This is a genomic window from Mesorhizobium sp. FG116 (genome assembly GCF_057809835.1).
Genome location: NZ_JBMDKS010000009.1, coordinates 84288 through 104641, shown reverse-complemented (window position 1 = coordinate 104641; position 20354 = coordinate 84288). Strand labels below are relative to the sequence as shown.

General features: G+C 60.6%; 23 protein-coding genes. 4 read left to right on the top strand and 19 right to left on the bottom strand.

Going from position 1 to position 20354, the window contains the following annotated elements:
* The first annotated feature begins 105 nt into the window (after positions 1-105).
* Positions 106-855: a bifunctional 2-polyprenyl-6-hydroxyphenol methylase/3-demethylubiquinol 3-O-methyltransferase UbiG gene (gene ubiG, locus ACODTY_RS09825; RefSeq protein ID WP_488994111.1), complete on the top strand. Its 750-nt coding sequence runs from the start codon at positions 106-108 to the stop codon at positions 853-855.
* A 3-nt stretch (positions 856-858) separates the two neighbouring features.
* Here the strand turns inward: ubiG and ACODTY_RS09820 are convergent, their stop codons facing one another.
* The 5 genes from ACODTY_RS09820 to ACODTY_RS09800 all read right to left on the bottom strand — a co-directional run bounded on the left by ACODTY_RS09820 (position 859) and on the right by ACODTY_RS09800 (position 4220).
* Complete coding sequence (locus ACODTY_RS09820) at positions 859-1758, bottom strand: DMT family transporter (RefSeq protein ID WP_488994110.1); 900 nt, start codon at positions 1756-1758, stop codon at positions 859-861.
* 81 nt (positions 1759-1839) lie between these two features.
* Entirely contained in the window at positions 1840-2265 is a 426-nt protein-coding gene (locus ACODTY_RS09815; protein ID WP_488994109.1) for a DUF1178 family protein, read from the bottom strand.
* Positions 2262-3125: a carbon-nitrogen hydrolase family protein gene (locus ACODTY_RS09810; protein ID WP_488994108.1), complete on the bottom strand. Its 864-nt coding sequence runs from the start codon at positions 3123-3125 to the stop codon at positions 2262-2264. The genes ACODTY_RS09815 and ACODTY_RS09810 overlap by 4 nt, the downstream gene beginning before the upstream one ends.
* A gap of 9 nt (positions 3126-3134) precedes the next feature.
* Complete coding sequence (gene grxC, locus ACODTY_RS09805) at positions 3135-3404, bottom strand: glutaredoxin 3 (RefSeq protein ID WP_488994107.1); 270 nt, start codon at positions 3402-3404, stop codon at positions 3135-3137.
* Between the two features lie 30 nt (positions 3405-3434).
* Complete coding sequence (locus tag ACODTY_RS09800; RefSeq protein WP_488994106.1) at positions 3435-4220, bottom strand: ComF family protein; 786 nt, start codon at positions 4218-4220, stop codon at positions 3435-3437.
* 56 nt (positions 4221-4276) lie between these two features.
* Between ACODTY_RS09800 and ACODTY_RS09795 the strand changes: the two genes are divergently transcribed.
* Complete coding sequence (locus ACODTY_RS09795; protein WP_488994105.1) at positions 4277-5164, top strand: methyltransferase domain-containing protein; 888 nt, start codon at positions 4277-4279, stop codon at positions 5162-5164.
* On the opposite strand, the gene ACODTY_RS09790 is transcribed toward ACODTY_RS09795, so the two are convergent.
* The 7 genes from ACODTY_RS09790 to ACODTY_RS09760 form a co-directional block, all read right to left on the bottom strand.
* Positions 5161-5337, bottom strand: coding sequence for a Flp family type IVb pilin (locus ACODTY_RS09790; RefSeq protein WP_488994104.1), 177 nt, complete (start codon positions 5335-5337; stop codon positions 5161-5163). The genes ACODTY_RS09795 and ACODTY_RS09790 overlap by 4 nt on opposite strands.
* Before the next feature lie 131 nt (positions 5338-5468).
* Positions 5469-5780 (bottom strand): hypothetical protein, encoded by a 312-nt coding sequence (locus ACODTY_RS09785; RefSeq protein ID WP_488994103.1) that lies wholly within the window; start codon positions 5778-5780, stop codon positions 5469-5471.
* A gap of 116 nt (positions 5781-5896) precedes the next feature.
* Entirely contained in the window at positions 5897-6319 is a 423-nt protein-coding gene (gene mutT, locus ACODTY_RS09780) for an 8-oxo-dGTP diphosphatase MutT (RefSeq protein ID WP_488994102.1), read from the bottom strand.
* Positions 6316-7110, bottom strand: a complete 795-nt coding sequence (locus ACODTY_RS09775; protein ID WP_488994101.1) for a GNAT family N-acetyltransferase — start codon at positions 7108-7110, stop codon at positions 6316-6318. The genes mutT and ACODTY_RS09775 overlap by 4 nt, the downstream gene beginning before the upstream one ends.
* On the bottom strand, positions 7091-8332 hold the full coding sequence (gene argJ, locus ACODTY_RS09770; protein WP_488994100.1) for a bifunctional glutamate N-acetyltransferase/amino-acid acetyltransferase ArgJ: 1242 nt from the start codon (positions 8330-8332) through the stop codon (positions 7091-7093). The genes ACODTY_RS09775 and argJ overlap by 20 nt, the downstream gene beginning before the upstream one ends.
* A gap of 171 nt (positions 8333-8503) precedes the next feature.
* Positions 8504-9418, bottom strand: a complete 915-nt coding sequence (locus tag ACODTY_RS09765) for a peptidylprolyl isomerase (RefSeq protein ID WP_488994099.1) — start codon at positions 9416-9418, stop codon at positions 8504-8506.
* Positions 9419-9459: 41 nt separating this feature from the next.
* Positions 9460-9669 (bottom strand): hypothetical protein, encoded by a 210-nt coding sequence (locus ACODTY_RS09760; RefSeq protein WP_488994098.1) that lies wholly within the window; start codon positions 9667-9669, stop codon positions 9460-9462.
* Between the two features lie 3 nt (positions 9670-9672).
* Here ACODTY_RS09760 and secA point away from each other — a divergent pair, with 3 nt between their 5' ends.
* Positions 9673-12399, top strand: a complete 2727-nt coding sequence (secA, locus tag ACODTY_RS09755) for a preprotein translocase subunit SecA (protein ID WP_488994097.1) — start codon at positions 9673-9675, stop codon at positions 12397-12399.
* 355 nt (positions 12400-12754) lie between these two features.
* Complete coding sequence (locus tag ACODTY_RS09750; protein ID WP_488994096.1) at positions 12755-14917, top strand: diguanylate cyclase domain-containing protein; 2163 nt, start codon at positions 12755-12757, stop codon at positions 14915-14917.
* Positions 14918-14944: 27 nt separating this feature from the next.
* On the opposite strand, the gene ACODTY_RS09745 is transcribed toward ACODTY_RS09750, so the two are convergent.
* The 7 genes from ACODTY_RS09745 to ACODTY_RS09715 all read right to left on the bottom strand — a co-directional run bounded on the left by ACODTY_RS09745 (position 14945) and on the right by ACODTY_RS09715 (position 20337).
* Positions 14945-15823: a 3-hydroxybutyryl-CoA dehydrogenase gene (locus ACODTY_RS09745; protein WP_488994095.1), complete on the bottom strand. Its 879-nt coding sequence runs from the start codon at positions 15821-15823 to the stop codon at positions 14945-14947.
* A gap of 103 nt (positions 15824-15926) precedes the next feature.
* The gene (locus ACODTY_RS09740; protein ID WP_488994094.1) at positions 15927-16856 is read right to left on the bottom strand and encodes an electron transfer flavoprotein subunit alpha/FixB family protein; all 930 of its coding nucleotides are present in this window, start codon (positions 16854-16856) and stop codon (positions 15927-15929) included.
* A gap of 27 nt (positions 16857-16883) precedes the next feature.
* The gene (locus ACODTY_RS09735) at positions 16884-17633 is read right to left on the bottom strand and encodes an electron transfer flavoprotein subunit beta/FixA family protein (RefSeq protein WP_488994093.1); all 750 of its coding nucleotides are present in this window, start codon (positions 17631-17633) and stop codon (positions 16884-16886) included.
* Positions 17634-17841: 208 nt separating this feature from the next.
* Positions 17842-18612: a rhomboid family intramembrane serine protease gene (locus tag ACODTY_RS09730; RefSeq protein WP_488994092.1), complete on the bottom strand. Its 771-nt coding sequence runs from the start codon at positions 18610-18612 to the stop codon at positions 17842-17844.
* A 28-nt stretch (positions 18613-18640) separates the two neighbouring features.
* Positions 18641-19222 (bottom strand): cob(I)yrinic acid a,c-diamide adenosyltransferase, encoded by a 582-nt coding sequence (locus ACODTY_RS09725; RefSeq protein ID WP_488994091.1) that lies wholly within the window; start codon positions 19220-19222, stop codon positions 18641-18643.
* A gap of 31 nt (positions 19223-19253) precedes the next feature.
* Positions 19254-19445, bottom strand: a complete 192-nt coding sequence (locus tag ACODTY_RS09720; protein WP_488994090.1) for a twin transmembrane helix small protein — start codon at positions 19443-19445, stop codon at positions 19254-19256.
* 22 nt (positions 19446-19467) lie between these two features.
* Complete coding sequence (locus ACODTY_RS09715; RefSeq protein WP_488994089.1) at positions 19468-20337, bottom strand: SDR family oxidoreductase; 870 nt, start codon at positions 20335-20337, stop codon at positions 19468-19470.
* Positions 20338-20354 lie beyond the last annotated feature (17 nt).

Sequence of the window (20354 nt, the reverse complement as noted above, 5' to 3'; positions counted from 1 at the left end):
CCTGTGTGCAAGCGACAGGAGACCGCGCCTCGGCCCTGAAAAATTGTCGCCTTGACATTCGCCCGCTCACGCCCGACTTCCTATGGCTCCCACGGAGACCAGGACATGCCCGACACCCGACGATCGACCATCGATGCCGGTGAAGTAGAGCGCTTTTCGGCGCTTGCCGCCGAATGGTGGAACCCGAACGGCAAATTCCGCCCATTGCACAAATTCAATCCCGTACGGCTCGCTTATATCCGCGATCAGGTTGCCCAGCGTTTCGGCCGCGACCCGCGCGAGGCAAGGCCGTTTGACGGCTTGCGCATCCTCGACATCGGCTGCGGCGGCGGGCTGTTGTGCGAACCGATGGCAAGGCTCGGCGCCGAAGTGGTCGGCGCTGACGCCTCTGCGACCAACATCGAAGTTGCAAAGCTGCACGCAACCGAATCCGGCGTCGATGTCGACTATCGCGCAACGACTGCGGAAGAACTTGCCGATGCAGGCGAGAAATTCGATGTCGTGCTCAACATGGAAGTGGTCGAGCACGTTGCCGACGTCGATCTTTTCGTCTCCAAATGCGGCGAGATGGTCAAGCCCGGCGGCATCATGTTCGTCGCCACCATCAACCGCACCTTGAAGGCGCTCGGCCTCGCCATCATCGGCGCGGAATATGTGCTGCGCTGGCTGCCGCGCGGCACCCACCAGTTCGGCAAGCTCGTGCGTCCCGAGGAACTGGAAAAGGCGCTGACCAACGCCAGCCTTGCGATTACCGACCGCACCGGCGTCATCTACAATCCGCTTGCGGACCGCTGGCAGCGCTCCAAGGACATGGACGTCAACTACATGGTGCTGGCCGAGAAAGCAGCTGCGTAACGCTTACTCCAGGCTTTTCTCCTGGCACTGCGCCTTGGTGGTGACGACTACTCCCGCAGCGATCACCACCGCTCCCACCCATGTCAGCCACTGATAGTGCTCACTGAGGAAGATAAGTCCGGAAAAAAGGCCAATTGCAGCAGCGACATAGCCGATCTGGCTGAGATAGACCGGGCCTCCGACGGCCTGCAGCCGGAAGAAAAAAACGAACATCGTCGAGGCCGAAACGACTTGTGCGGCGACGACTACCGGAACCGCAGCCAGCGGGGCAAACGCAGCGCCGCCCCGCAGGACAATGATCGCGACGAGCAACATGACGGCAGCCGCAAGATGGCTGCCGACAGCAAGCTCGATCGGGCCGGTATCGCCGGGCCAGTCCCAGGTTCTGTAGATATTTCCGACAGCCAGGCTGACCGGGATCAGCAGTCCCGCGACGACCCACACGGGATCAGCCGGCTGGCCTGCCTCGCCGCGCGTCGCCGCCACCATGACCGCGCCCGCAAAGCCAATGATGATTCCGACAATGCCCAAGACATTGGGACGTCTGACACCCAGCATGATCGAGAACACCAAGGTGATAATGGGCGACAGGGTGAACATGATGCCGGTATATCCCGCCCCCAGATGGCTGATGGCCGAGAACATCAAAAGATTGGGTATGGCATAGGATACGGTTGCGGTGACCGTAAAATAGCGCAGCTTGTGCCCGCTAAGCCTGATCGGCTTGCCGCCGAGCAGCAGCGAACACAAAAGAACGCTTCCTGCCCCGGCAGAAATCACGAAGGCCCAGACAATGCCTTCGACACCTGCATCGGTCGCAATCTTGCCGAATGGAAGCGCCAGGCCGAGCAACGCACCCGTGATCACCAGCAAGCCAAGTGCCGAATCCCAGATGGATTTCATGATTGCTCCGCCATTCCCGTCGCGTACTAGGCAGGAAACGCATCGCAACGCGAATGCGCCAGCATCGGTAAAAGCAGGGGGTCAGTTCTGGTCTTCAGGGAAGACCGGCACCGGAATGAAATCGACGCCGTCTTCGGCCAAGCTCTTGGCCTCTTCGAGTGTCGCTTCACCATAAATGCCGCGCTGATCGACCTCGCCGAAGTGAATCTTGCGGGCTTCCTCGGCGAACTTGTCTCCGACATAGTCGGCATTGGAGCGGATCTTTTCGGCGATGGCCTTCATCTGCGTCATCATCCGGCGTTGTTCCTCGCCCATGGCAAGGGCAACCTTCTCCTGTTTGCGCGCTGTCGAGACGGCAGGCGCCATCAGCGCCTTTTCGACCTTATGCGAACCGCAGGACGGACAATCGACGAAACCGCGCTTCTTTTGCGTTTCGAAATCGTCGCTGGAGCGGAACCAGGCCTCGAATTCGTGCTCACTGTCGCATATCAGGGAAAAGCGGATCAAGAAGCCGCTCCCCTTAGATGCACGTCGCTGCCAGCAACACGCACGGAAAACTCCCGAGCGTTCTTCAGATTCGGGACCTTGCGCCGCGCCGCAGCCGATTGCGACGGATCGATTTCGGCAACGATCACGCCCGGTTCGTCATGATTGGCCTCGGCAAGAATTCGGCCCCAAGGGTCGATGATCAGCGAATGACCGTAGGTCTCGCGGCCATCTTCGTGCAGTCCGCCCTGTGCCGCAGCAACCACGAACGCACCGTTCTCGATAGCCCGGGCGCGCAACAAGACATGCCAATGGGCTTCGCCCGTCTGGCGAGTGAAAGCTGCGGGGACAGTCAGCACTTCAGCGCCGGCAAGCGCTTCCGACCTGAAAAGCTGCGGAAAACGCAAGTCGTAGCACACGGCAAAGCCAAGCTTCGCGCCGTTCACTTCAGAGACGACCGCCTGGGTGCCCGGTTCGTAAGCAGCGGATTCGCGCCAGCTCTCGCCATTGTCGAGATCGACGTCGAACATATGGATCTTGTCGTAGGACGCCAGCGTCTTGCCTTCCGGCGAAAACAAAAGCGCACGATTGGCGATCTTGCCATCGGCGCGCAGGATCGCGGTCGAACCGATATGCAGGAAGATACCGAGTTCACTGGCCAGCCGCCGCGCGGTCGAAACTACCAGGTCGCGGTCCTCGGATACGAACGAGGCTGCACGCGCTTCCTTGTCGCGCAAAAGAGCGCCGGTCATCTCGGGCGTCTGGACATAGGTCGCACCCTGAGCAGCGGCCTCGCGGATCAGCCGCTCCATATCCGCTGCATTGCGATCAACACTTGTGCCGGAGCGCATCTGAACGGCGGCGGCCTTGAAAACACCCATGATCCTACCTCAAGCAAACGTACCGTTGGCAAGCAGTGTATCAAGTCTGCCCTCAGCTTCCAACGAGTGCAGATCATCGCAGCCGCCGACATGGGTCGATCCGATAAAAATCTGCGGAAAGGTCGTGCGGCCATTGGCGCGCGAAATCATCTCCCGGCGCAAATCAGGCGAGAAAGATGCATCATGCTCGGTATATGCAACGCCCTTCTTTTCAAGAAGCCGTTTGGCTGCCGAGCAGTAGCCGCACATTGCACGCGTATAAATTGTCACGTCGACCATGGGTCAACAATCCTGTCTTTGTTACGAGGCTTATATAGGCGTTGTTTCGTCGGCTCGAAAGTCCCCGGGCAGAACGCGCGCAAAAGTGAGAACATCGACAGCCGCCGCACCACCTTTCCTCAGCGCCCGGGTGGCGGCACCGACTGTGGCCCCTGTCGTGTAGACATCGTCGATCAAAAGCACCCGCCGCCCGGCAATAGTGATTTCCGCTTCCGGCGGCACGCGGAAGGCCCCGCGTACATTGGCTTCCCGCTCCTTGCGTTCCAGTCCGACTTGTTGCCGTGTAAGCTTCACGCGCTTCAAGGCGTCAGGCACAAGCGGCACGGCGCTCAGTTTGGAAATGGCTCGCGCCAGCTCCGCCGACTGGTTGAACTTGCGCCTGAAGAAACGTCGCCAATGCAGCGGCACCGGAACGATCACCTCGGCATCCGCAACGAGTTCGCTGCCTGTTCGCATCATCCACTTGGCCATCCACGGCGCAAGGTCGGTGCGGTCATGATATTTCAGCCCCTGCACCATCTCGCGTGCAACGCCGCCATAGATTACCGAAGCCCGTGCGCGCTCGAATGGCGGCGGGTCGGCAATGGCTTCGGCGGAAAGAAATCCCTCGCCCATCTCGTGCAGGAATGGCGTGCCCATTGCCGGACACCACGGTCGCTCCAGAAATTTGAGCTTGGACCAGCATGCACCGCAAAGGACGCCGGGCTCGAGAACATGCCTGCGGCATCCGGCACAGATCGGCGGAAATAGGATGCGCGCGGGCCAGTTCAAAACCGTGTGAGCAAAACGCTTGATCTCAGCCATCGGATCGGCCATGCGACTTCTGTACCGGCCCACCCTATACAAGACGCCGGTTGAAGCGAGACATTTTCGTGCAGACGATCTTTGACATTCCGCTATGGCTGGCGCGCAAACGGCGAGCCCTCTCCCCCCCGGTAACCGGCGCCGATTTTCTTATGAAGCGCGCCGCAGATGACCTCGCCGATCGCCTCGCCGCCGTGCAGCGCAAGTTCGACAAGGGCGCAGCGCTGTTTTGCCAAACCTCTGCGGGTGCCCGGGTCCTGGCCGAAAGCAACAAAGTTGCCCAAGTCGTGCGCGTGGAGGCGGACACGGCCTTCCTGCCTGGCGAACCCAACCAGACGGAAGTGGTAGCTACGCCCGAGACAGTGCCATTCGAGCCGGCAAGTCTCGACCTTGCCGTTTCGCTCTTGTCGATGCAGGCGATGAACGACATTCCGGGTTTCATCATCCAGGTCCGTCGCGCGCTGAAGCCCGACGGGCTCTTTCTGGGTGCAATGGCCGGGGCCGGCACGCTCAACGAATTGCGCGAAAGCCTGCTCGCAGCCGAAAGTGAGCTCTACGGCGGCATCAGCCCGAGGGTCAGCCCCTTCGTCGACGTGCGCGATGCCGGTGCATTGCTGCAGAGAGCTGGGCTGGCGCTGCCTGTTGCAGACATCGAAACGGTGACGGTGCGCTATGATAATCTGTTTGCGCTTTTGGCCGACCTTCGCGCCATGGGCGAGACCAGCGTTCTGAGCGACCGTTCGAGGCGACCGGCAACGCGCCGCCTTTTTGCACGCACTGCCGAGATCTATGCCGAACGTTTTTCCGATCCGGATGGGCGCATAAGGGCCAGCTTCGCGATCGTCTGGCTGTCAGGATGGGCGCCGGATCCCTCGCAGCAAAAACCGCTCAAGCCGGGCTCGGCAAAGATGTCGCTGGCAAAGGCCTTGGAAAATCCAGGGAAGTTGGACGGCTAGCGGAAAGCTTCCGCGAGCTTGCTGTTGTTGCCACTCCACAATTCGGTCAGGGACTCAGCAGCTCCACCGACGCCGCCAATAATGGCAAGAGAAAGAATGGCGACGATCAGGCCGTACTCGATCGCCGTCGCGCCGGTCTCGTCTTTCAGGAATCTCTGAAGAATTCGTGCCATAGCTATCGATCCTCGTTGAACCGAACCTATCACCCAGCCATTAAGAAAGGTTAATGCAACACACTTAACGCTCAGTGAAGCGGTGGTGTAAAAATATCGCTCAAGATAGCAGCCAAAAGGGCTGGGAAAAATCAGCAGTCACCGCTACGGGCGCCACTCTCGCGGATGATGCAAACCGCATTCGGCGAAGTTTGCAGCACGCTGCGCCTGACGGTGTAGGTGTTCGCTCCGATAGAACCCGTGCTCATCAGGTCGAGACCGCCATACCCCGAACCGACAATCTGCTGGCGGTTTTGATCAGCCAGGTACGGGGTGGCAAAAAGGGCGAGCGCGATGGCAGCCGATCCAAAAAGCAAAGTAATCCGCAACAGGCCCATGCCGGCCTTGACGACGCGAACGCCGCGTTCCGGGCGGTCCAAGTTCCAATCGCTGTCGAAATTCATGTGACACTTCCCGGAAATGCCGTTGCGCGGCCGATTCTGGCTTCGCTCAATTTTTCACGGCAAGATAAATCTTCCATTAACGCTCGCGGGAGACGGCATTCCCGAAGCGGCACAACTCACAGGAGATCGATCAGGAAGGGGATCAGCGGCGCATCGGCCGGCGGCATCGGATAGTCGCGCAATTGGCGCGGCTTCACCCATTTCAGGGCCTGCGCTTCGTGAGGCTGCGGAATCCCCGTAAAGCGCCGGCACACGTAGAGCGGCATCAAGAGGTGAAAATCATCATAGCTGTGGCTGGCGAAGGTGAGAGGCGCAAGGCAATCGACCTTGGTTTCGATGCCCAGTTCTTCGCGCAGTTCGCGGATAAGGCATTGCTCCGGCGTTTCCCCCGGCTCGACCTTGCCGCCGGGAAATTCCCATAAGCCGCCAAGCTGCTTACCTTCGGGGCGCTGCGCGATCAGCACACGCCCATCCGCATCGATCAGGGCGCAGGCGGTGACCAGAAGCAGGCGTTTTCCCGCATTTTCAGGGATGGTCATGATCCGGGCGGCCGCCTGTAGTGGTAGTGGTAGACTTCACGAAAGCCGAGCTTCTTGTAGAGAGCAAGTGCTGCGTCATTGCTTGCCTCGACCTGTAGCCAGGCCTCCTTGGCACCGCGCAGCCGCGCCCACTTCAAGGCCGACAGGATGAGTTGGCGTCCGTGCCCCTGCTTGCGCACGGCTTCGTGCGTGGCGATTTCAAACAGGCCGGCGAGGTCCCCTTCGTGAACGCAGATCATCGTCGCCAACGGATCATCGCCGCTTTCCAGCGCAAACAGCCCGGCTTCCGGCTGTATCGCGCCGATGATTTCCGAAAGACCAGCGCGCAATGAGGGGTCGGCGTCATGAACCTTCATCGAAGCCGTCACGAAACGGCCAATGTCTTTCAGCGGTATCTGGTCGAGCGCCTCATCGACCGGCGCATCTGAAAGCGACATCCGCATGACCAGGGATTCGTCGAATCGCGACCAGCCTTGCGAGTCGAAATATGCTGAAAGCTCCGGTCCCGACAGTGGCGAGACGCGAAAGGTCAGCGGACGCCCATAGGCCTCGAAACGTCGGCCGGCACGCGCGATGCGCTCAGGAATGTCGGCGACGTCGCCGGGATCGAGCGGGTTTATCGAATTCAACCGCTTGGCCGGGTGCCCTGCAGTCAGCCTGATGACCCACGTTCCATCATAGTGGACGGCCGCCGCGGGCCACGACCGGAAGCCAGCCGCTTCATAGCGGCGGACCGCGGCCAGTTGCTCGGATGGATGGATCGCGGACAAATCAGCTCCGATAGTCGCCATTGATCGCGACATATTCCTTGGTGAGATCGCAGGTCCAGACGGTTGCCTTGCCACGACCGATGCCGATATCGGCGCGGATACTGATCTCGTCACGCTTCATATAGGCCGACGTTTCCGCCTCCGAATAGGAAGGATCGCGTTCGCCTTCGTGCGCCAACCGGTTCTTGCCGAACCAGATAGAGAGGCGGTCCCGGTCCGCGGGCTCGCCCGCCTTGCCAACGGCCATGACGACGCGCCCCCAATTGGCGTCTTCGCCAGCAACCGCGGTTTTCACCAGGGGTGAATTGGCGATGGCAAGCGCGATGCGCTTGGCCGAGCGCGCCGACTTTGCGCCAGTTACCGTGACTTCAACCTGCTTGCGCGCACCCTCGCCGTCGCGGACCACCTGCAGCGCCAGCGTCTTCAGGATCTTTCCAAGCGCCCGGCGCAAGACAGCAAGGCGCGGATCTTTAGGATCGTTGATCGGCGGCACGCCGCGCTTGGCCGCAGCACCGGTGGCAAACAGCAAAAGCGTGTCACTGGTCGATGTGTCGGAATCGACGGTCACCGCGTTGAACGTCTTGCCGACGCCGCGAGACAAAAGGTCCTGAAGAACAGGTGCGGAAATCGGCGCGTCAGTGGCGACGAAGGAAAGCATGGTGGCCATATCGGGGGCGATCATGCCCGCGCCCTTGGCAATGCCGTTGATGGTGACGTCAGCGTCACCCAGTCTGACCGTGGCGGTGGCCACCTTGGGATAGGTGTCCGTGGTCATGATGGCCTTGGCGGCTTCGGTCCACTGATCCGCCTTGCCATCGCGGACCAGCCCGGCGAGGAGGTGGCTGAACTTGCCGGCGTCGAGCGGCTCCCCGATGACGCCCGTAGACGCCAGAAACACCTCGCCCGAGGTGCACCGCGCAGCCTTTGCAGCCGCCTCGCCGGTCACGGCGGTCGTTTCACGGCCGCGCTTGCCTGTAAACGCATTGGCGTTACCCGAATTCACCACCAGCACGCGCGCCTTGCCTGCCGGAAGGTTCTGGCGGCAGAAATCCACAGGCGCAGATGGGCATTTCGAGCGCGTGAAGACGCCCGCGACAGTTGTCCCGGCGTCGAACACCATGGCGAGCAGGTCCGTGCGGCCCTTGTACTTGATCCCTGCTTCGGCAGTCGCGATGCGTACACCGTCGATAGAAGGCATTTTCGGGTATTTCTTGGGGGCAAGCGGCGAAATGGTTTCGGACATGGAAGCCTCGGGCAGATAGCGCGGAATTGGCCCGGTTTGCCCCATACGGCCACGCCACGCAAGGCGTTTTGCGTTGGCCGGCGGTAGCGGACGGAACCGGAGTGAACCGCAGGCGACCAGCAAAGAAAAGGCCGGTCTCAACGACCGGCCTTTGTCGATTGGAGAGCAGTCTTACTGCGCGCTACCTTCAGCAGCATCAATCGCCTTCTTCAGGTCGGCATCGGGAATGTCCACCTTGGCGTTGGCGCGCGCTTCCTTGACCAGGGCAAAATACTTGTCGCGGATCAAAAGCGACTTGACCTGCTCCTTGACCTTGTCGAACGCCGGCGGCTGCTGTGCACGCTTGTCCTCGACCTTGATGATGTGCCAGCCGAACTGAGTCTGGACCGGCTCCTTGCTGTATGCGCCGACTTCCAGCCCTGCCGCTGCCTTTTCGAACTCGGGCACCATCTGGCCGGGGCCAAAATAGCCGAGGTCACCGCCATTGGTCTTGCCGCTCGGATCAGCGGTATGCTCGTTGGCGAGCTTCTGGAAATCTGCACCGCCATCGAGCTGCTTGATGATGGCGTCGGCTTCTTCCTTGGTTTTCACGAGAATGTGACGGGCATGGACTTCATTTACCGGCGGCGTTGCGGCGATCTCCTTGTCGTAACGCGCCTGGATTTCTGCATCGGTGATCTTGCCGACAACCTCTTTCTCCACGATCCAGCCATGCAGCGCGCGCTGCTGGAGGAAAGCGGCGCGACGCTGGAAATCCGGGTCCTTGTCGAGCCCTTCGGCAGTAGCCTTGTCGGCCAGAACCTTGATCTCGATTGCCGCGGAAAGCGCCGCTGCGCGGCGCTGTTCAGGCGGAAGCTGCGCAAATTGCTGCGAAAGTTCTCCCTCTGCCAAAGAAAGATCGGCCTCGGTGATCGTCTGGCCGTTGATGGTGGCAACAACCGCATTCGGATCGACAGGCTTGGCCGCTTCGACGGCAGGCGTTGCAGGCGCAGTTTCCTGGGCCGCAAGCGGCGCCAGCGCAAGAGCCGACAGTCCGACTGCAATGCCGATACCGGCAAGCGAAACGCGGCGTGACGAAAATGACATGAAAAAGACTCCAATGGAGATTGTGAGGAGAGCGCCGGCTTTCAGATCAGTGAGAATGTGGCGGAATTTGGCGTGTTCCAGCAAAAGAGCGCAGCGTTGACATCAGTGATGCCCCCTCTTATCTGTCCAACGACTTTGCGTCCAGAACCGTTTTCCGGGCGCTTTTTGGTGTTTTCTTCGCTCAAAGGCGGATAAGACGGGGCCATCCGGCTCCAGTCGCAAATGTTCAGGATTGCAATCGAAAGGGCCATTATATGGTCAGTCTCGGCGGTCTCGCCCGCAAGGTTTTCGGCTCCTCCAATGATCGGCGCATCAAGTCGACAAAAGCGCGCGTCCAGGCGGTCAATGCTCTGGAAAGCGAAATCCAGGCGCTTTCCGATGACGAATTGAAGGCCCGCACGCAAAAGTTCCGCGAGGAACTTGCTAATGGCGCCTCTCTGGACGATCTCCTCGTACCCGCCTTCGCAACGGTTCGCGAGGTTGCGCGCCGCGTTTTGGGCATGCGGCCCTTCGACGTCCAATTGGTCGGCGGCATGGTCCTGCATGGCGGCGGCATCGCCGAAATGCGCACGGGTGAAGGCAAGACGCTGGTCGCCACGCTTCCTGTCTACCTCAACGCGCTCGCCGGCAAAGGCGTCCACGTCGTTACCGTCAACGACTACCTCGCCACGCGCGACTCGGGTTGGATGGGCCGTATCTACAAATTCCTCGGACTGACGGTAGGCGTCATCGTCCACGGCCTTACCGACGAGGAACGCCGCGCGGCCTATGCCTGCGACATCACCTATGCCACCAACAACGAGCTTGGCTTCGACTATCTGCGCGACAACATGAAGTATGAGCGCGTGCAGATGGTCCAGCGCGGTCACCATTTCGCGATCGTCGACGAGGTCGACTCGATCCTGATCGACGAGGCCCGTACGCCGCTGATCATTTCCGGACCGCTCGAAGACCGGTCGGAAATGTACAACACCATCGACACCTTCATGCTCAAGCTGGTGCCGTCCGACTACGAAATCGACGAAAAGCAAAAGACGTCGATCTTCACCGAGGAAGGCACCGAAAAGCTCGAAAACATGCTGCGCGAGGCCGGCCTTTTGAAAGGCTCCTCGCTCTACGACATCGAGAACGTGGCCATCGTCCACCACGTCAACAATGCCTTGAAAGCCCACCGGCTGTTCCAGCGCGACAAGGACTACATTGTACGCAACGACGAAATCGTCATCATCGACGAGTTCACCGGACGCATGATGCCGGGCCGCCGCTATTCCGAAGGCCTGCACCAGGCGCTTGAGGCCAAGGAGCACGTCACGATCCAGCCTGAGAACCAGACGCTGGCTTCGGTCACCTTCCAGAACTACTTCCGCATGTACAAGAAGCTGGCCGGCATGACCGGTACGGCCCTTACCGAAGCCGAGGAATTCGGCAACATCTACGGCCTGGAAGTCACAGAAATCCCGACGAACCTGCCTGTGCAGCGCATCGACGAGGATGATGAGGTCTATCGCTCCGTCGAGGAGAAGATCAAGGCCATCGTGCGCGAGATCAAGGAAGCGCACGCCAAGGGACAGCCGACGCTGGTCGGCACCACTTCGATTGAAAAATCCGAACAACTGGCCGAGCGGCTGCGCAAGGAAGGCTTCAAGGATTTCGAAGTCCTCAATGCCCGCCACCATGAGCGCGAAGCGTCGATCGTTGCCCAGGCCGGAAAGCCCGGTGCCATCACCATCGCCACCAACATGGCCGGTCGCGGCACCGACATCCAGCTCGGCGGCAACGCGGAAATGCGCATAGCCGAAGAACTGGCCGATATGCCCGAAGGTCCGGAACGGACCGCCCGCGAAAAGGAAATCCAGCAGGACGTGGCGCGGCTGAAGGAAAAGGCGCTCGCCGCCGGCGGGCTCTATGTTCTCGCCACCGAGCGCCACGAATCGCGCCGCATCGACAATCAGTTGCGTGGCCGTTCCGGCCGTCAGGGCGATCCGGGCCGTTCGAAATTCTTCCTGTCGCTGCAGGACGATCTGATGCGTATCTTTGGTTCAGAGCGCATGGACGGCATGCTCCAGAAGCTTGGCCTCAAGGAAGACGAGGCCATCATCCATCCCTGGATCAACAAGGCCCTCGAAAAGGCGCAGACCAAGGTCGAGGCGCGCAACTTCGACATCCGCAAAAACCTGTTGAAGTATGACGACGTCTCCAACGACCAGCGCAAGGTCGTCTTCGAACAGCGCATCGACCTCATGGATGGCGAAGGCCTGTCCGAGATGGTCGCCGAGATGCGCAGCGGCGTCATCGAGGAGATCGTCGCCAAAGGCATTCCTGAAAATGCCTATCCGGAACAATGGGATATCGATGGCCTCAAGGCCGAGGTACTCGAGTATCTCAACCTCGACCTGCCGATCGACGAGTGGGCCAAGGAAGAAGGCATCGCCGAAGACGACATCCGCGAGCGCATCACCGAAGCGGTCAATGTCGCCGCCAACGACCGCGCCGAGCGCTTCGGCCCCGACGTCATGACCTATGTCGAGCGTTCGATCGTCCTGCAGGCTCTCGACCATTTGTGGCGCGAGCACATCGTCAATCTCGATCACCTGCGCTCAGTGGTCGGTTTCCGAGGCTATGCCCAGCGCGACCCGCTGCAGGAATACAAGCAGGAAGCCTTCGAACTGTTCCAGGCCATGCTCGGCAACCTGCGCCAAGTGGTGACCTCGCAGTTGATGCGTGTCGAACTGGTCAGGCAGGCGGCTGAGGCTCCGCCTCCGCAAGCACCAGAGACCTATGGCCAGCATATCGATGCAACCACGGGCGAGAACGACTTCGGCGACACGGCACTTATGGTTCGCGCCGAGCAAGGCGCGGTCGTAGCGCCGGAAGATCGCGATCCAAACAACCCTGCCACTTGGGGCAAGATCGGCCGCAACGAGCTCTGCCCGTGCGGGTCTGGCAAGAAATTCAAACACTGCCACGGCACTTTCGCCTAGGCGGCATATCCGAACGTACAAATGCGGGCGGGACCATTTAGGTCTCGCCCGCTTTTCTTTGCGGCTTGGTAAAACCACCTGCCGAAAAACCCCGCTGGCGGAAACAGGCCCGTCGCAATTTTGAACGCAACTTTTCCTTAATCATGCCGCCAGATGCCGCCGTCCTGAAGGCCATCGGACCTCGGGGGCAACTTTTCTTAAATGCAGTTCCTGCAGTGTCGAACCTCATAGTTTTCGCTGAAATCTTGGGGTTCTCGTGCATTTTTTGGGGTTGAGGCCTTTCACATCAGGCAATTGGAGGCGGACAGCGCTTCTTGCCGGTGGCTTCTTCGTAACTGGGGCGGCATCTATTCTCTTGTCGCGCCTGGGTGATGGCATTGCCGGCCTGTGGCTGCCGAACGCTTTCGCCTTTGCCATGCTGGCCCGCCAGAAATCCACCGTCTCGATCCACGACGCCGCTGTCCTGATCCTGGCCTCCCTGGCGGTCAACATGGCCTTCGGATCAAGCCTGGAAATGGCGGCGCTCTATGCCGCGGCAAACTTGTGCCACATCGCCATCGCGATCGATCTCACCCGAAGGCTGGTCGGAAAGGTTCGCCCGGAAAAGCTGGGCGCGCGCGATTTCGGCCTTGTTCTGGGAGTTGCGGGAGGAATTGCGCCCCTCGCGGCGGGTTTTGCTTTCGCCGGCGTGACATTCTTCCTGAACGGCTGGCCGGTCGCACCAACAGGCTGGGCCTGGTTCTCCGCTAATGCCTTGGGGGTCGCAATTTTCCTTCCCGCAATGGCCTTCGCCACGCGAACCAAGCTTACCGCATTGCTCGATGTCGGCGCGCTCGCACGATTGCTGGCCATTTGCGCAGGTTGCATCGCGATTACCTGCCTTTCCCTGACTTCGGGTCACTTCCTGTTCGCAATCGCGATGCTGCCGCTGATGGTGCTGACACCTCGGCTCAGTGTCTTCGAACTGGCCTTGGTCTGCTCGGCAACCGGTGGCGCCGCCGTCGTCACGGCAATGTTGGGCTACGTCCCGGATCTTGGCGAAGGCATCGAAGCGTTCAGGAACGGCTTCCAGATCGCAGTTGCCATCACCGTTTCGACGCCGTTTCTCGTCGGCCTTTTCGTCCGCCAGGTCATGGACGACAAGCAACGGATCGCCGAAACCGAAACGCGTTGGAACTTCGCGCTGGCCAGCGCAAAGCAAGGCGTGTGGGACGGCAACCTGCAGGAAGGCACTACGACTTATTCCGACACATGGCTCGAGCTGCTTGGCTATCGCCGGGGCGATAAGAAGCTTGATTCCGACCTCTGGCTCAAGCTTGCCCATCCCGACGACATCGAACGCATCAAGGCGGCCGATCAGGCCCATCTGGATGGAAAGGCCCCGTACTACGAGGTCGAGTACCGCATGCGCCACAAGAGCGGCAGGTGGATATGGGTGCTTGATCGCGGCAAGGCAGTGTCGCGCGACGCTGAAGGTCACGCAATCCGGGTCATCGGCAGCATCACCGACATCACCGCGCGCAAGGAAGTCGAACTGCGCCTTGCCCAATCGGCCGCCTTGTTGGCAGACGAGAAGGAACGGCTACGGGTGACACTGCGCTCCATTGGCGATGCAGTCATCTGCACCGACGCCGCGGGCAAGATTACGTTCATGAACCCCTTGGCCGAAAAGCTCACCGGTGTGGACGGCACGACAGCGCTCGGCCAGCCTCTGGAAGCGGTCTATTGCACCGTGGACGAGGAAAGCAGCCACGTTCTCGACCTCGCCCGCTCGATCTCGTCTGATAGAAAATCGGCCGACCAGAACAACCGGGCTGTTCTGGTAAGGCACGACCGCACCCGTTGCAGCGTGCGCCAGGTGGTTTCGCCAATCATCAATGAGCACGGCGAATTCTCCGGTTCGGTGGTCGTCTTCCAGGACTTTACCGACGCCCGCGCCCTGCAGCGGCAGCTTGCCCATGCAGCCACCCACGACGCCCTGACCGGATTGGCCAACCGCTCCTTCTTTATCCAGAAGGTGACGGAACTGGTCGCGAAGTCGAAGTCCGACGCCGTCGGTCACCACTTCATGTTCATCGATCTCGATCACTTCAAGCAGGTTAATGACACTGGCGGCCATGCCGCTGGCGACGCCCTGCTGAAGCGCGTCGCAACCATCATTCGAAACGGTTTCGGACCGGCCGATCTTGTCGCAAGGCTCGGCGGCGACGAGTTTGCAGTGGTCTTGCAGAACGGTTCAGCCGAGGCCGCGCAAGAGGCGGCAAGAACCATCGTCGCGGCCATCGCGGCGCTGGAGTTCGAATGGAACGGCCGCACGCATTCCATCGGAGCCAGCATCGGTGTAACGCCGATCGATACAGGCTATGGCGAGGTGGACGAGATCATCGCGCGGGCGGATATGGCCTGCTACGCAGCCAAGGCGGCTGGCCGAGGCTGTGTCTTCGTGGCGGGCGCTGCGCCAAAGGCAGCCTCTGAAACCGTCGAGACGAAACCGCTCAAGGCCGCCAAGGCATCCTGATTTGAAACACCCGGCCTCGGTTGCCGCTCAGCGCGTCGGGACCGGGATATCGCCGCGGTAGTCATAGAAGCCGCGGCCCGTCTTGCGGCCAAGCCAGCCCGCCTCGACATACTTCACCAGCAGGGGGCAAGGGCGATACTTCGAGTCCGACAGCCCGTCGTGCAGCACCTGCATGATCGACAGGCAGGTATCGAGGCCGATGAAGTCGGCAAGCTGCAGCGGACCCATCGGATGGTTGGCGCCAAGCTTCATTGCCGTATCGATTGCCTCGACCGTGCCGACACCCTCATAGAGCGTGTAGATCGCCTCGTTGATCATCGGCAACAGGATGCGATTGACGATGAAGGCCGGAAAATCCTCCGACACGGTGATCGTCTTTTCGAGTTGCTTAACGTAGGTCTTGGCCACGTCGAAGGTCTGGTCGTCCGTTGCGATGCCGCGCACGAGTTCGACCAGCTTCATCACCGGCACCGGGTTCATGAAATGTATGCCGATGAAGCGCTCCGGCCGATCTGTCTGCGCGGCCAGCCGCGTGATCGAGATCGACGATGTGTTGGTCGCGAGAATGGCGGTCGGATTAAGCTGCGGGCAAAGCTGCGCGTAAATCTTGCGCTTGATGGCCTCGTCTTCCGTCGCTGCCTCAATGACGAGGTCGGCGGCTGCAAGGTCGGACATGGCGGGTGCCGCGGAAATGTTCTCCACCGCAGCCTTGCGCGCCTTCTCTTCCAATTTGCCGGATGCCACTTGCCGGGCAAGGTTGCCGTTGATGGTGGCAAGGCCCTTCTCGATGCGCTCGGATGAGACGTCGTAGACCAGCACCTTGTAGCCTGCCAGCGCAGAAACATGGGCGATGCCGCCACCCATCTGTCCCGCTCCGACGATACCGATCGTACCGATCTTGCTCATTTGACAATCCCGTCCGCCTGCTTTTGTGCAGCGCAAACTAAAAGGGCGAGGCGACTTAGTCTACCCCGCCCTCCGACTATTTAATACGCTTAGCGAAACAGCGTCAAAGCGCCTTTTCGAGCTCCGGCAGGATGGTGAAGAGGTCGCCGACGATACCGTAATCGGCCACCTGGAAGATCGGGGCTTCCTCGTCCTTGTTGATGGCGACGATGACCTTTGAGTCCTTCATGCCGGCAAGGTGCTGGATGGCGCCTGAGATGCCGCAGGCGATATAGAGGTCCGGTGCTACGACCTTGCCGGTCTGGCCGACCTGCCAGTCGTTGGGGGCGTAGCCTGCGTCGACCGCGGCGCGACTGGCGCCAACGGCGGCACCCAGCTTGTCGGCCACCGGCAGGATTACCTCCTGGAACTTCTCCGAGGAGCCGAGCGCGCGGCCACCCGAGATGATGATCTTTGCGGAGGTGAGTTCGGGACGGTCGCTTTCCGACAGCTTGTTCTCGACAAAGGTCGACAGGCCCGGATTGGCGGCAGCCTTGATGGCCTCGACCGGGGCGGTGCCGCCTTCAGGCGCTGCCTGGAACGAGGCCGTGCGAACCGTAACAACCTTCTTGGCGTCACTCGACTGCACCGTCTGGATGGCGTTGCCGGCATAAATCGGCCGCTTGAAGGTATCGGACGAGACGACTTCGATAATCTCCGAAACCTGCGCCACATCGAGCAGCGCCGCAACGCGAGGCGACACGTTCTTGCCAGTCGAAGTGGCTGCCGCAATGATGGTGTCATAGGAACCGGCCAGCGAGACGACCAGTGCCGCCAGCGGCTCTGCGAGGCGCTCGGCCAGTTCGTCGGCCTCGGCCAGCAGAACCTTGCGCACGCCCTTCAGCTTGGAAGCCGCATCGGCAGCGCCCTTGGCGCCCCTGCCTGCCACCAGCACGTCAACGTCGGAGCCGATCTTGAGAGCTGCCGACAGCGCCTTGGCGGTCTGGTCGGACAGGCTTGCATTGTCATGTTCGGCGATGAGGAGAATTGCCATATTTCTAACCCTTTCCCTGTCCGAACCTTAAAGCACGCCGGCTTCGTTCTTAAGTTTGTCGACCAGTTCCGCAACCGTCTTGACCTTCACGCCAGCCTTGCGGCCACCCGGTTCCTCGGTCTTGATGACCTTCAGCCGCGGCTTCACGTCGGCACCGAAATCGGCAGGCGACTTCTCGTCCAGCGGCTTCTTCTTCGCCTTCATGATGTTGGGCAGCGACGCATAGCGCGGCTGGTTCAGGCGTAGGTCGACGGTGACGATTGCCGGCATCTTCAACTCGACCGTCTGCAGGCCGCCATCGACCTCGCGCGTCACCTTGGCCTTGTCGCCCGCAAGCTCAACCTTGGAGGCGAACGTGCCTTGCGCCCAGCCAAGCAGCGCCGCCAGCATCTGGCCGGTCTGGTTCGAGTCGTCGTCGATCGCCTGCTTGCCGAGAATGACCAGGCCCGGCTGTTCGGCATCCACGACGCCCTTCAGCACCTTGGCGACGCCAAGCGGCTCGACTTGCTCGTCGGTCTTGACCAGGATCGCGCGGTCGGCACCCATCGCAAGCGCGGTGCGCAGCGTTTCCTGAGCCTGCTGCGGCCCAACCGAAACCACCACGATCTCCTCGACCTTGCCGGCCTCCTTGAGACGGATCGCCTCTTCAACGGCGATCTCGTCAAACGGGTTCATCGCCATCTTCACATTGGCAAGCTCGACGGCCGAACCGTCCGCCTTGACCCGAACTTTCACATTCGCATCTACAACCCGTTTTACAGGGACGAGAACCTTCATCTCTTTTCACCTCTTGCGATGTTTCGGGTGCGCTATAGCAGCGCTTGCCCCTTCAGAGTTGTCGAATGCCGACATTTTCGCACAGAATTATGGTCTTCCACCGCCTGTTGGTGGCGGGAAGGCTTCCGCAGGCGCGCGGAACCTAGTTGCGAGCTTCTGCCACGTCAATATCCGCAACGGCGCGCTAATCGGTTGAATCGCGGTTGTCCTAGTGTCGGCCCCACCGTGGCGCAGGCTGCGCCTCGACCGGCTCGACGGCGCTCTTCTGCTCAACCTTGACCGAACGCGGCGTCACCACTTCCCTATCCAGCAGCGGTACGTCGCGACGTTTCATCACGACGACAAGCAGCGCGCCCGAGATAATGCCGCCGATATGGCAGGCCCACGACACCTGGTCCTCGCCGCCTGCGGCAAACATGAAGAACTGCAACCCGATCCAAAGCACCAGCACGATGTAGGCGGGAATACGCAGCGGAATACGGCCAAAGGCCAGAATCCAGATTTTCACCCTTGGATGCAGGATCAGATAGGCGGCAACGACGCCTGCGATCGCGCCGGAAGCGCCGATCAGCGGCGCTTGCGATTCGGGCGCAACCATGCCGTGGAACAATGCTCCGCCTGCCGCGCACAGGAGATAAAAGATCAGATAGCGGACATGGCCGAGCGCATCCTCGACATTGTCGCCGAACACCCAAAGGAACAGCATGTTGCCGCCGAGATGGAAAATATCGGCATGCAGAAACGCATAGGTGATGTAGCTGAAATCTTCCGGAATGATCACGAACTGCGGCGAAAGCTCCGCCGTGTTGTGCACCACGGATGGAATGAAACCGAGGCCAAGCACGGCGGCATTGGAAAATGCCTCGCCGCCAAGCGCCGTCATGAAATAGCCGATTACATTCGCCGCGATCAGCCCGATCGTGACATATTGCAGCTTGATGTAGTGCAGACTGTTGGAGTCATGAAGCGGAATGAACATCTTGCCCCTCCGCTATCCGTTGGAGAATTCAGCGGTTCTTGCCCGGAACCCATAGCACATCGGCGTTTCCGTTGTCATTGACCGCTCGCGCGGCCACGAACAGCAGGTCGGAAACACGGTTGATGTACTTGATGCCTTCGGCATTGACGTGTTCGTTTTCATCCTGCGCCAAGGCCACCATCGCCCGTTCGGCCCGGCGCGCCACCGTGCGCGCCAGATGAAGGGCAGCCGCCGCCGGCGTACCGCCGTTCAGCACGAAAGAGCGCAGAGGCGACAGGTTCTTGTTGATGAGGTCGATGTCCTGTTCGATGCGCGCGACCTGGGACGCAATGATGCGCAGCGGTTCGTACTCCAGCGGCTTTCCCGTGTCCGGCGTCGACAGGTCCGCGCCAAGGTCGAACATGTCGTTCTGGATCCGCCCCAGCATTGCATCGATCTCGGGATGACTTTCGGCTGTGTGGACGCGCGCGAGACCGATGCAGGCATTGGCCTCGTCGACGGTGCCATAAGCCTCCACGCGGGGATCGCATTTCAAGCGCCGCTCGCCGCTGCCGAGACCGGTCGTGCCCTTGTCGCCGGTGCGCGTATAAATCTTGTTCAGCTTGACCATAGGCCGCTCCCCTCGTCTCGAATATCGCTGCCTATTTGCGCGTGAAATAGACGGCCAGCAGGATGAGCACAAGCGCCACGAACTGCAGCATCACGCGCGCCTGCATGAGTTTGTTAGAGGTGTTGCTGGAACCGCCTCGCATCATGTTGATGAGACCGCGGATCAACACCGCGACGACCGCCACCATGAAAACGACAGCAAGAATATTGAAAAAGGTTGCCATGGGCAAAATCCGCTTTGGTTTCTCAGGCTGTCCTGGCTAGCAAGCGATAGAGCAGCGGCGCCGGCACGAGCCGTTTCAACAGGATGCCGATTCGGGCTGGAACAGTTACCACATAGTGCGGTCGGGGACGCCGCGACACAAGCGCATGCCGCAGTGCCCGGTACACGATTTCGGGATTGGCGCGCCGCCTGGCAGGAGCCGCCCGAAGTCCCTCCAGTTGCGCGCGATAGCCCGCACGGTGAACCGAGTTTCCATAGTCCACATTCTTGAGGAACCACGTCATCCCATTCTTGTGAATGCTGGAGGCGACGGGGCCGGGCTCGATCAACGAAACGTGGATACCGCTCTCCGCCAGTTCCTGCCGCAGTGAAAGCATGAGGCCTTCAACCGCATATTTGGAGGCGCAGTAGGCGCCTCGCAGCCCCGCCGGCATCAGCCCGAGTATCGATGAACAATGCACGAGCCGGCCGTGGCCCTGAGCGCGCATGACGGGAATGACGCGGCGCGTCAAATCGTGCCAGCCGAAGAAATTGGCCTCGAACTGTTCGCGCAGCGCATCTACCGTCAGGTCTTCCACTGCGCCCGCCTGCGCATAGGCTCCATTGTTGTAAAGCGCGTCCAGCCGTCCGCCGGTGCGCTCGAGCACGGCGGCAACCAGAGCCTCGATCGACTTTGGCTCGCGATAGTCGAGATAGAAACTTTCAATGCCGGCGGCTTCGAGCGCGGCAAGATCGCTTTCCTTGCGCGCCGTTGCGAAGACCCGCCACCCATCAGCCTTCAATGCGCGGGCGCAATGCGCGCCGATACCGGATGAGGCACCGGTGACAATGATGGTGCGCAACTCATTCGCGGTCAGGATCGTTGCTCCGGCAAGGCTTGTTATTTGTCGCAAACCCTTCCCATATTCGC